Annotated in this window: 9 protein-coding genes; 1 reads left to right on the top strand and 8 read right to left on the bottom strand. The window is 35.2% G+C overall.

The window, feature by feature from the left end; all coding sequences use genetic code 11:
* Positions 1-16 precede the first annotated feature (16 nt).
* The 8 genes from GKZ88_RS10755 to rhaT all read right to left on the bottom strand — a co-directional run bounded on the left by GKZ88_RS10755 (position 17) and on the right by rhaT (position 10,523).
* Positions 17-604: an LUD domain-containing protein gene (locus tag GKZ88_RS10755; RefSeq protein WP_155102379.1), complete on the bottom strand. Its 588-nt coding sequence runs from the start codon at positions 602-604 to the stop codon at positions 17-19.
* The gene (locus GKZ88_RS10750) at positions 601-1,998 is read right to left on the bottom strand and encodes a lactate utilization protein B (protein ID WP_155102378.1); all 1,398 of its coding nucleotides are present in this window, start codon (positions 1,996-1,998) and stop codon (positions 601-603) included. Before GKZ88_RS10750 ends, GKZ88_RS10755 begins: the two co-directional genes overlap by 4 nt.
* Positions 1,999-2,037: 39 nt before the next feature.
* On the bottom strand, positions 2,038-3,408 hold the full coding sequence (locus GKZ88_RS10745; protein WP_155102377.1) for a glycoside hydrolase family 28 protein: 1,371 nt from the start codon (positions 3,406-3,408) through the stop codon (positions 2,038-2,040).
* Between the two features lie 119 nt (positions 3,409-3,527).
* Positions 3,528-4,265, bottom strand: coding sequence for a (Fe-S)-binding protein (locus tag GKZ88_RS10740; protein ID WP_155102376.1), 738 nt, complete (start codon positions 4,263-4,265; stop codon positions 3,528-3,530).
* Between the two features lie 122 nt (positions 4,266-4,387).
* Positions 4,388-5,749: an FGGY-family carbohydrate kinase gene (locus tag GKZ88_RS10735; protein ID WP_155102375.1), complete on the bottom strand. Its 1,362-nt coding sequence runs from the start codon at positions 5,747-5,749 to the stop codon at positions 4,388-4,390.
* A gap of 80 nt (positions 5,750-5,829) precedes the next feature.
* Positions 5,830-7,104 (bottom strand): TIM barrel protein, encoded by a 1,275-nt coding sequence (locus GKZ88_RS10730; RefSeq protein WP_155102374.1) that lies wholly within the window; start codon positions 7,102-7,104, stop codon positions 5,830-5,832.
* A gap of 180 nt (positions 7,105-7,284) precedes the next feature.
* Complete coding sequence (locus tag GKZ88_RS10725; RefSeq protein WP_155102373.1) at positions 7,285-9,426, bottom strand: bifunctional aldolase/short-chain dehydrogenase; 2,142 nt, start codon at positions 9,424-9,426, stop codon at positions 7,285-7,287.
* A 26-nt stretch (positions 9,427-9,452) separates the two neighbouring features.
* Positions 9,453-10,523 (bottom strand): L-rhamnose/proton symporter RhaT, encoded by a 1,071-nt coding sequence (gene rhaT / locus GKZ88_RS10720; RefSeq protein ID WP_155102372.1) that lies wholly within the window; start codon positions 10,521-10,523, stop codon positions 9,453-9,455.
* A gap of 387 nt (positions 10,524-10,910) precedes the next feature.
* On the opposite strand from rhaT, the gene GKZ88_RS10715 reads away from it, so the two are divergent.
* Complete coding sequence (locus tag GKZ88_RS10715) at positions 10,911-11,951, top strand: GntR family transcriptional regulator (RefSeq protein ID WP_155102371.1); 1,041 nt, start codon at positions 10,911-10,913, stop codon at positions 11,949-11,951.
* The last annotated feature ends 98 nt before the right edge of the window (positions 11,952-12,049 follow it).

The following is a 12,049-nucleotide window of genomic DNA, read 5'->3' as shown; positions in this document are numbered from 1 at the left end:
AATTCGTGGCGAAAAATTAGTTTAAAATAAAAACAATCAATCCTCTAGCACCATGCGCTCCTAAAACCAAAGACTGTTCAATATCAGCCGTTTTTGAAGGTCCAGCGATGAAAGTTCCGAAACCGTAATCCTGATTTCCTATTTTTTCATATGCCTGATGCATTGTTGGATAAATATTTTCTTTGTTTACAATAATCGCCAAATATTGTGCGATAAATGGAGCAACACGCTGTCCTAAAATATCATCTGTTACCCAAAGCGCACTGTTTTCGGCCACACCAAAATGCGCTTTTATAACTGTCAATTCAACATCTTTTAGCGAATACGGATCGTCATTTGTCCAGTCTAAAGATGCAATTTCTGAAAGTTCAGGAAGTGTTGTAACGATGCGTTTTTCAATATTATAATGCTCTTTGATATACGAAATCACTTCTTCATAATTTGAAACTTCAACGGGATTTCCTCCAATGTTTTTCAGTACGGTTTTATAAGTCTCTAAAATATCAAACTTTTCAGATCCTAAAACTTTTAAGTCTGGCAAAGCAGTTACAGATTCAGGCTGATTCTGTTTTATTTTTTGTAATATATCGGCTTTACTGCTCATTGTCTTTTCTCTTTTGCTTCTCTTGAATTTTTCTTGTACCATTCTCTGAATGATTCTTCTGGAACGGCAGGCATTTCACGCTGATCGTACCATTTATTCATTTTATTATTGACTAAACCTGGAACATTTTTCATTACAAATCGCCCTGATTTTCCAGCGATATTAAAAACTGTCGGATTCGCTAAAACAGTTGCCATTGTCTTCATTGCAATGGTTTTTGAAGTTGGCGTATGTCCTTCTTTTACCAAAACCTGACGCCATTTATACAATTGATCATGAATGTCGATTTTTACCGGACAAACATTAGTACACGAACCACAAAGCGTACTAGCAAAAGGCAAATCGGCATTTTTGCTCATGTCGAGATTTGGTGCCAAAATAGAGCCAATTGGTCCCGCAACAGCATTATGATAACTGTGTCCACCGCTTCTTCTGTAAACCGGACACGTATTCATACACGCTCCGCAGCGAATGCATTTTAATGAATTTCTAAAATCTTCTCGTCCTAATTGCGTGCTACGACCATTATCAACGATTACAATATGAATTTCCTTGCCGTCTCTTGGCTTTTTAAAATGGCTTGAAAAAGTCGTAATCGGCTGTCCGGTTGCACTTCTGGCCAATAATCTCAAGAAAACACCTAAATGTTCTCTCTTCGGAATCAGTTTTTCAAAACCCATGCAGGCAATGTGAACATCGGCTAAATGCGCACCCATATCAGCATTTCCTTCGTTGGTACAAACCACAATTTCGCCAGTTTCAGCAATAGCAAAATTAACTCCGGTCAAAGCTGCTTTTCGCGTTAAAAACGTATCGCGAAGTTGGTGTCGTGCCGATTCGGTTAAATATTGAGGATCAAAATTTCCTTTTTCTGTACCTAAATGTTCATGAAAAGTTTCACTTACATCTTCTTTTTTAAGGTGAATTGCCGGCAAAACAATATGACTCGGCGGTTCTTTACGAAGCTGTACAATATATTCTCCTAAATCGGAATCGATAACTTCAACACCATTTTCAGCTAAATATTCATTCAAATGGCATTCCTCTGTAAGCATGGATTTTGATTTCACCATTTGCTTTACATCGTGTTTTACCAAAATAGAATGCACAATTTCGTTATGTTCTTTGGCATCGGCTGCCCAATGTACTTTTATGCCATTTTTATGTGCATTTACCTCAAATTCAACTAAATAATCGTGAATATTAGAAAGCACATTATTCTTGATTTTAGAAGCTGTTTCGCGCAGTAATTCCCAATCCTGAATCTGATGCGCCGATTTATCACGCTTTTCGCGCACAAACCAAAGCGTTTCATCATGCCAGTTTACGCGCTCCACATCTTTGTTAAAACGTGCTGCTGCTTCGCTGTGTTCTATTATCTTTTTTGAAGACATCTTTTAAAAAGTTTATTACAAACGAGATTGTATTATTGATTAATTTTTACTGACAAAATTCACTACATTTTCATGAATTGCTTTCTCTCCTTGAATATTATCTGCCGTTATATTAGTTAAGAAAATATTTTCCACCGGAAGTTCTTTCTGAGCTTGAATTCTAGAAATGAACTTTACATCAGTCGCTTTTATATTTTCTAAATGCACATTTTTTATTGGCGTAAGGCGTCGTTCAATTGTTGGAACCAAATCGCGCCATTGGTACAAAACATCGGTTTCTATGCCTAAAACTCCGGCGTCAATTTTGCCTGATGTAATGTTGGTCATATAAATATTATTTACAAAACCGCCTCTTCTTTCATTGGTTTTAATGTATAAAAGATGATTTAGTTTTGCGCCGTCAACAACGGTACAGTTATCAATAAAAACATTTTCGATTCCGCCCGAAAGTTCACTTCCAATCGCAACTAATTGATGACCATTTTTTACGGTACAATTGCGCATTACAATATTTTTTGAAGGCGTGTGCAGATTCCAAGCATCGATACCACAACCCGATTTAATCGCAATAGCATCATCTCCTTGATCAAAAACACAGTTTTCAATCAATACATTTTGAGACATCTCCGGATCAACACCATCATTATTATGTCCGTGAGCATACACCTGAAGATTTCTGATTACGACGTCTTTTGATAAGAACGGATGAATGGTCCAAAAAGGACTATTCGTTATCTTAACGCCATCCATTAAAACATTTTGACAACGATTAAACTGGATAAAATGAGGACGCAAATTTGCTGTGTCATTAACCATTTGTCTTTCTTCAACAGGTTTTTTATAAGAAGCCAAATAGTATAATCTTTTCAAACTTTCCATATGCGCTTTTGGGCGTGCAAACCATTTGGTCCAAACGTCCATTTTAGCTTTTAATTCACCTTCGCCTGTAATGGCAATATTTTTACATTGGTAGGCATAAATCAGAGGTGAATAATTGTAGCATTCGTAACCTTCCCAAGTGGAACGAACTGCAGGCAGATAATCTTTTGGATCTTCAGAAAAAAGCAAAATGGCACCTTTATTCAAATGCAGATTTACATTGCTTTTAAAATGAATTTTCTTGGTCAGCCATTCTCCTTGCGGAATCACAACAATTCCTCCGCCAGCTTTATTGGCTTTTGAAATTGCTTTTGAAATTGCCTCAGACGTTTTGTTTTTATCTCCTTTTACAGCTCCAAAATCTAGAATTGAAAACTCTTTGCATTTGCTAAAATCCGGAATTTTAATTGCCGGCATTTCAAAAGGTGCTTTTACCACTACTTCTTTCTGCGTCACAGTAGACGGATCTTTCTGAAACGATAAAAAAAGGATTGAAAGAAATAGAATGGAACAAAGCGCAATTTTTTTCATAGTAATATTTTTTAAAAAATGGCTCACAGATTTTACTGATTAAGCAGATTGACACCGATTTTAATAAATTCTAAACCAGCGAAAACCAGTTTAATCCGTAAAATCCGTGGTCTGTTTTTCTAAGCCATTGTATTTAATATTTCGGCAATATGAATGGTTTTTACTCGGCTATTTTGTCTCTTCAGAATTCCTTCTAAATGCATTAAACAAGACATATCACCGCCTGTAATATAATCTACATTGTGATTTTCATGATCTTTGATTCGGTCCTGCCCCATTTTTACCGAAACGGCTTCTTCTGTAACGCAGAAAGTTCCGCCAAAACCACAGCATTCGTCTTTTCGAGATAAAGAAACTAAATCTAGGCCTTTTATGTTATGAAGCAATTGTTCTGGTTTTGAGAAAAATGGTGCGTTTAATTCGGTCATCTGCGAAAGCTTTAAACCTCGCTGACCGTGACAACTTTGATGCATTCCGACTTTAAATGGAAAGCTTCCATTAATCTGATCTATTTTTAAAATATCAGTTATAAACTCTGTCAGCTCAAAAACTTTTTTGCGCATTTCTGAAGCTACAACTTCTAATTTTTCGTCGTGCAGATGTTCTTTTACGTGCAAAACACAGCTTCCAGAAGGGCAGACAATGTAATCAAATCCGGCAAAATTGGAGATGAAATTTGCGTTACAGCCTTTTGTTAAATGTTCGTAACCGCTGTTTGCCATTGGCTGGCCACAGCAAGTCTGACCCATTGGAAAATGAACATCACAGCCTAATTTTTGCAAAAGTTCATAGGTTGCTATTCCAACTTTTGGGTAAAACTGATCGACATAACACGGTATAAAAAGTCCGATTTTCATTTGTTATTATTTTGTTTTTAGCCCGCAGATTTGGCAGATTAAATAGATTTTTTTCTGCACAATCTGCCAAATCTGCGAGAAACAAAAATCTTTATTAAGTCTTTAATCTGTGGCCATAAATTCTAATGCTTATAAAACTTCAAATCGATTAAATCATTCTGAATTGGTTTCGGGTTCCAGTTTTCATGAATGGCCAGCGCTGCGCCTAATGCACTCGCCTGCGCCATCGATGCGGCGTAAACTTCTACATCTGGATATGCTTCTGCCAGCAGATTCATAAAAATGGAATTTTTGCTGAAACCTCCATCCACAAAAATTTTCTTTACAGGACTATTGTGTATCACTAAGTTAGTCGAAAAAACTTGTTGTTCTACCAAATCCAGCATCAATTGATGATAGGCTGTTTCATAATCCTTAAATAAAGAAAGATCTCTGGTTTGAAAAGGACATTCTTTCAGAATATCAAAATCGTATTTCTTTGGATAAATAATCTGAAAATTAAGCGATCGTAAAGTCGCTACAATCTTTTTATTAAAATAAACATCTTTGAAACTGTCAAACGGAACATTAAAATGGGCCGCTAATCTTTTAGCCTGAACTTCATGTTCATTGCCCGAAAATAATCGCGCTGCTTTTACTGGTTTTTCAGTGTATTGCATGTAGCACAAACAATCTTGCTGCAATTCATCAAAAGTCAACGGTTTATTATTGAAAGGATTCAGCGAAATACTCCAAGTTCCTGTCGATAATAAAACAAAAGGCTCTGTAAAATTAATTGTGTACGGAATTATTGCCGATGAACTGTCATGAAGACCAACTCCAATTGCCAGATCATTTTCTTTTTTCAAAACATCTTTTCCGTAATGCAAAGGCGGAATTTTAGCTGAAATACCTTCATTTTTAAGCCATTTGTGATACTTCATCTTTTTAAAATTCCAAAGATTCGTATGACAGCCAATACTTGTAATATCGGCGAAAGCCTCGTTTGTCAACAGAAAACTCAAATATTGCGGCAAATGAAGACAGTATTTTACTTTTTCAAAAAGCTCTGGTTTTTCTTCTTTAAATCTGTAAATCTGCATTCCAGAATTCAAGCTTCCTAAAACCGGAGAAGCTGTTTTGACGGCAAATTTCTCTTCGCCTTTATATTTGCTGTAAAACCCTTTTTTTAATTCCTCTGGATAATCTTTTAGATAATTATACAGAGGAGTTAAAACTTTTCCGCTTTCGTCAATGTACACAAAACTAGCGCCGTATGTACTAAAATTGATTGCTTTTAAAACATAGTTGGTCAGCTCTTTTATTTCTGATAATCGGTCGAGTATCCAGTTTTTCAGAACATCAATATCTTCGCAGGGAAAACCATCTTCATCTGTGGTTTCATCAAGATTTACTGATTTTTCCCAAACAATCTTATAATTTTCATCAAATAAAAAAACCTTTTTGTTTGTTTTACCAATATCAAAAATTGCAACTACATTCATTTTTTTTTAATTGTAAATTGTTAATTATCAATTGTTAATTATGAATTCATAATTTATAATTAACAATTGATAATTTATAATTATAACCCTGTTGCCATTGTTTTTAATCCTCTTTCACCAATCAAATTGCTTCTAACGGCAAGAGTACGATACAATTCAACTGGATTTAAAGCTGCTCCTGAACGCAAACGAGCCTCAGCAACTAATGCGCGAACATCTGTACGGAAAGCATTTTGAAGAATTTCCTGTGCTTTAACCACATCATTTTCTGCCTGAGCAATTTCTAATGCTTTTCTGTCGACAGAAAGTGCTTGTGCATAAGCAATCATAATCGCTTCTACAGACTGCAATAAATCTTCTAAAGGATCTTTGATATTGTGAGACGCATCAATCATCCAGCCTAAATCTTTGGCGTGATTCATTCCTCTTGCATCCATTCCTTCAACCAATTCATTGAAAATCAAGAATAACTGATAAGGTTTCAAAGCTCCAGCAGTTAAATCATCATCTCCATATTTTGAATCATTAAAGTGGAAACCTCCTAATTTATTGTCCATAAGCAAAATAGAAACAATTTGCTCAATGTTTGCATTTGGTAAATGATGACCTAAATCAACAAGCGTTTTTGCTTTGTCTCCTAATTTTTGAACGTATGAATACGACTGTCCCCAATCAGCAACTGTTGTGGAGTAAAAGTTGGGTTCAGCACATTTGTATTCTAAAAACAATTTCCAGTTTGAAGGCAATGCATCGTAGATTTCTTCTAAACTTTCTAATGTATTTTGGTACGCTTTACGGAAGTTTAATTGCCCCGGAAAGTTAGATCCATCAGCCAACCAAACTGTTAATGAATCAGATCCTAATTCAATTCCGTGTTTAATCACTTCGATATTGTGAGCAATTGCTTGTTTACGAACTGCTTTGTTTACGTTTTGCAATGAACCATATCTGTAAGTATGTTCTGCATTTGCCTGATCCTGAAATGTGTTAGAGTTCATGGCATCAAACTTTAATCCGTGCTGCGCTGCAAGCGTTTTGATTGCATTATAATCTGTTGGAATATCCCACGGAATATGAAGCGAAATCGCGCCAGAAGCATTGTTTAATTTATGAAGCAAACCTACATCTTCAATTTTTTCTTCTAATGAACGAGGTTCTCCTCCACCTGCAAAACGTCCAAATCTAGTTCCTCCAGTTCCTAAAGCCCAAGATGGAATTGCGATTTGAAAATCAATTAATTTTTGAATAATCGATTCTGCATTTTCTATTTCTGATGCTGTAAAAGCAAATTTATTTTGATGTTTTTTCAGCAATCCCTCGTTATGAGATGCAATATTGTTTGATTCAATTAACATAGCATTTTATTTTAATAGCGCACAATGTAACACATTATATCGATTGCGCTCTTGGTTAATCTTAATTATTTTATTGCGTTTTTTTAGTCCTTTAATTTTAAAAAATCTAACGCTCGAAAATTTCCGAACGTTAGATAACAAAAAACCACCTTTGTTTTTAACTTAAAAAAACTAAACAATCTATCTGTAAAAGCCCATTCCTACACCACCATCAACATTTAGAGCATTTCCTGTAGATTTACCTAATAAACCACCAACGAAAGCAAAACATGCATTTGCGATATCATCTGGCAATATAATTTCATTTAATAATGTACGTTTTGCGTAATAAGCTGGAAGTTCTTCAACTGTTATTCCGTAAGCTTTTGCACGTCCTTCTGCCCATCCGCCAGACCAGATATTTGAATCTGAGATTACAGCATCAGGATTTACGGTGTTTACACGAATTTTATCAGCTCCAAGTTCTGCAGCCATTAAACGTGTCAAGTGCGCTTGAGCCGCTTTTGCAGAACCGTATCCAGGATTATTTGGACCCGCTACAACTGCATTTTTAGAAACAATGTTTACGATGTCTCCACCAAAACCTTGTTTACGCATTACTTCAATTCCAGCTTTAGAAACAATAAATTGTCCTTTTACTAAAATATCGAATAATCTGTCCCACTCTTCTAAAGTATGCTCAGCAATAGATTTAGAAATACTGATTCCGGCATTGTTTACAATAATATCAGCACCACCAAAAGCTAGAGAAGCCTGATCGAATGCTTTTTCAGTACTATTAGGATCTGTAACATTCAATAAAGTACTTGAAACAGCATCTTTACCAAACAATTTCACAAACTCCGCTGTAGCTGCTTCTAAACGCTCTTCGTTAATATCATTGATTACCACACAAGCACCTTCCTGCGCAAATTTCTTAGCGATAGCTTTACCAATTCCGCCAGCAGAACCTGTAATTACAGCTACTCTTCCTGACAATGCTTTTGGTTTTGGCATACGCTGTAATTTTGCTTCTTCCAATAACCAATATTCGATATCAAATGCTTCTTGGTGCGGTAATGAAGTATACTCTGAAACTGCTTCAGCACCTTTCATTACGTTTACTGCATTGATATAATATTCTGACGCCAAACGCGCCATTGTTTTATCTTTTGCAAAAGTGAACATACCAACTCCAGGATATAAAATCACAACTGGGTTTGGGTCACGCATTGCAGGTGAATTTGATTTTTTGCATGCATTGTAATAGTCTTTGTACATTGCACGATATGCTTCAAATGCTGGTGTTAATTTTGCTTTAATTGCATCAACATCAGACAAATCTTCGTTTGGATCTAATGCTAAAACCAGCGGACTGATTTTAGTTCTTAAAAAGTGATCCGGACAAGAAGTTCCAAGCGGTGCTAATTTTGAAAGATCATTAGAATTAATGAATTCCAAAACTCTTGCATCATCTGTATAATGTCCAATCATTTGACGCTCTGATGAACAGAAACCTCTTAAAATTGGAGCTACTTTTGCTGCTTTTAATTTACGATCCGCTTCTGGAAGACTTTCGATTTTTTTACCTCCAAAAACAGGACGTTTTTTTCCGTAGTTGCTTTCAAGATATTCAGCACATTTCTCGATTACTTCCAGCGTATTAATATAACTTTCGTATGCAGTATCTCCCCAAGTAAATAAACCATGAGAACCTAACATGATGCCGCGAAGTTTTTTTCCTTTCTTTTCAGCTTCTTCCAAACAGCTTCTTAATTGAAGTCCAAGGTCAAAACCAGGACGCTGCCATCCAACCCATCCTATTTCGCCATCAAATAATTCTTCTGTGATTTTTGCTCCGTCTTTTGCAGCCGCAATTGCAATTGCCGCATCTGGATGCAAGTGATCAATGTGTTTGAAAGGCAAGAAACCATGTAAAGGCGTATCAATTGAAGGCGCTTTTGATGCTAAATCAAAAATACAGTGATTGAATAATTCTACCATTTCATCTTCAAACTCAATTCCTCTGTACACATTTTCAAGATTGCGAAGCCTGTCTAAATAAAGCGCTGCACAGCCTGATTTTGTTAATGTTCCGATATCTCCACCAGAACCTTTAATCCACATTACTTCGGAGCTTTCGCCCGTTAATGGATCTTTATCTGTAATTTTTACCGACGTGTTTCCACCTCCGTAGTTTGTCAATCTTAAATCGGCTCCTAATAAATTAGAGCGATAAATAAAAAGCGCTACCTCATCACCAGCTAGTTCTTTTGCTTTAGCGTCATCCCAAAGATAGCTTACGTGCTTAAAATTCATATTATTTGTATTTATATTCGACATTTGGTTGATTTGATTTTAGTTGATTTTTATAATGAATTACCAATTCCGACTACAACAATCGAAAGCATGATTAATCCAATTCCCCACGCAAAAGTTCTCATTGTTTTCTTAGAAACTCCTGTCCATTCTTTTAGGTAGAATCCCCAAAAGTTGGCCGTTAAAATAATAGTCGACATGTGCAAAATCCAAGAACTTGCACCATTGCCTAATTTGCTTTCTCCCATACCATAAAAGAAGAACTGCAAAAACCACATTGTTCCGGCAATTGCTGAGAATAAAATATTTTTTGAAATTGGTGTTTTGGTATCTGTATAATTACCAAAGGTTTTATTTTTGAAATTCAGATAAATACACCATATAAAGTTAGTTGTTAAGCCGCCCCAAAGTATCACGATATAACTGACGTTATTTTGGAACAAAAATTCGCCTTGATTTGGATTTGCTAATTTCCAGGCCTCATTAGCAACATTAGCCATTGGTTTAGCTGCTTCAATTCCGAAGTTAAAAAACGAACTTAAAATACCTGATATAATGGCAATAATCAATCCTTTTACCAGACTAAAATCTTTGTCTTTGTCCTCATGGCCTGTTGCGAAATCCTTCTCTTTCAACATTCCGGCTTTTCCCAAAATAGCAATACCGATAATACATATTAATACACCAGCCAAAACCATTTGTCCGCCAGAATTCGCAAACATATCACTGATGGATTCTTTACCTTCTACAGCATTGAAATTATAGTAAATTGGCGGAATCAAAGCACCAAAAGCAGAACAGAAGCCTAAAGTAATTGAGTTTCCTAATGACATTCCTAAATAGCGAACACCAAGACCATAAGTAAGTCCGCCTATTCCCCAAATCAATCCCATTGTAAATGCCAATGCTTTAACTGATGGAGCAGCTGTAGCAATAATTTCAGTAAAATTTGGAATAGTCAAATAAGCAGCAATTGGCGGCACAATAAGCCAAGAGAAAAAACCTCCTATAAGCCAGTAGCTTTCCCATGCCCAATTTTTTACTTTCTTAAAAGGCATATAAAAACTGCCCGAAGAGAAACCTCCAATGGAGTGAAAAATAATACCGAGTAATGATTCCATTTAATAATTTTAGTTTGTGGTTATTGATAGTTAATCTGGTTTTGTAAAATAAGAGAATGTAAAAAAGAAAACTGTCCTGTACTATCCTTTATGATTTTAGGATTTATGTTAAAACCAAAGAATATTGCGAAGAAGAATGGTTTTTAAGTAGAAAAATAAATTTAAAATTTCTATTTTAGCAATCGATTTCGTAATTATTATATCATCAATTAGTAATAATCAAGTAAATCTCCAAAAATATAATATTAGCCTTATTTAATTTGATATAATTTGTGAGAAAAGTAACAATTACAGCACTTTATCAAGTTTTAAGTAAAGCTTTATATCCAAATTTTAATTCAGAATTATGTTTGTAAAATTTTCAGCATAATTTTCAATACCTGCAAAATGATTAAACTTATTAAAATTGATGAAGATTCAAGGGTTCCAAAATACAAGCAGATTGTAGATTCAATTTTACAGAATATTGCCAACGGAAATCTAAAAATAAATCAAAAAATACCTTCCATTAACAGTTTCAGCGAGGAGTTTTATATGTCTCGTGATACTGTCGAAAAGGCTTATAATATCTTAAAAGAGCGAAAAATTATTTCTTCTATCCGAGGAAAAGGCTACTATATTACCCGAACAAAACTCGAATCAAAGGTAAATGTTCTTTTTCTGTTCAATAAACTGAGCGCATATAAAATGAAAACCTACAGTTCTTTCATAAATACTGTTGGTGCAAATGCGCATACTGATCTGCATATTTATCATTGTGACGAAACCTTATTTCTAAACCTGCTTGACAAATTCGAAGGCGCTTATGATTATTATGTCATCACAACACACTTTAAAACAGATGAATTGAAACATTTAAGTTTTACTGATGAAGTTGTAAAAGCAATCGAACGCATTCCGAAAGAGAAATTGGTCATTATGGACAATATCAAATTAGGAATGGAAGGCGAAATCATCAAGATTTATCAGGATTTTGAGAATGATATTTACAATGCGCTAAAAGAAGGTCTTTCGAAAATTACTAAATATAAAAGGCTGATTTTGGTTTATCCTGAAAAAGCGGTTTATCCTTATCCGAGAAGAATTTTGCACGGATTCAGAAAATTTTGTGTAGAGCACGAAATCAATTTTGAGATCTTGAGTGAAGTTTACGACGATATGATTCTGAAAAAAGGTGATTTGTTTATTACTATTGAAGAATCGGATTTGGTGAATTTAATGAAACAGATTCGCGATGAAGAGTATATTTTAGGAAAAGAAATTGGCGTAATCTCGTATAACGACACACCTCTAAAAGAATTATTAGGCATCACCGTTATGTCAACCGACTTCAACGTTATGGGTGAAACCGCCGCGCGAATGATTTTAAATAAAGAAAAAGGAGAAGTGAAAGTGCCTTTTAATTTTATTGATCGAAATTCTATCTAAGGGACTGAGGTTCTGAGATTTTTTTTTGCGCAACGTTTGTCATCCTGACGGAGGAAGGATCACACTAAAAGCTCGACAAAGATTGGTAACATTGCATG

The sequence above is a fragment of the Flavobacterium sp. LC2016-01 genome (assembly GCF_009711135.1).
In the GTDB taxonomy this organism is placed as follows: domain Bacteria; phylum Bacteroidota; class Bacteroidia; order Flavobacteriales; family Flavobacteriaceae; genus Flavobacterium.
The sequence above is the reverse complement of the archived record's forward strand: the minus strand, read 5'-3'. Positions and strand labels throughout refer to the sequence as shown.

Coding starts and splice junctions, on each gene's coding strand:
- rhaT (WP_155102372.1), bottom strand. CDS start 10,523: ATGGAATCATTACTCGGTATTATTTTTCACTCCATTGGAGGTTTCTCT.
- GKZ88_RS10730 (WP_155102374.1), bottom strand. CDS start 7,104: ATGTTAATTGAATCAAACAATATTGCATCTCATAACGAGGGATTGCTG.
- GKZ88_RS10740 (WP_155102376.1), bottom strand. CDS start 4,265: ATGAAAATCGGACTTTTTATACCGTGTTATGTCGATCAGTTTTACCCA.
- GKZ88_RS10735 (WP_155102375.1), bottom strand. CDS start 5,749: ATGAATGTAGTTGCAATTTTTGATATTGGTAAAACAAACAAAAAGGTT.
- GKZ88_RS10755 (WP_155102379.1), bottom strand. CDS start 604: ATGAGCAGTAAAGCCGATATATTACAAAAAATAAAACAGAATCAGCCT.
- GKZ88_RS10750 (WP_155102378.1), bottom strand. CDS start 1,998: ATGTCTTCAAAAAAGATAATAGAACACAGCGAAGCAGCAGCACGTTTT.
- GKZ88_RS10745 (WP_155102377.1), bottom strand. CDS start 3,408: ATGAAAAAAATTGCGCTTTGTTCCATTCTATTTCTTTCAATCCTTTTT.
- GKZ88_RS10725 (WP_155102373.1), bottom strand. CDS start 9,426: ATGTCGAATATAAATACAAATAATATGAATTTTAAGCACGTAAGCTAT.
- GKZ88_RS10715 (WP_155102371.1), top strand. CDS start 10,911: ATGATTAAACTTATTAAAATTGATGAAGATTCAAGGGTTCCAAAATAC.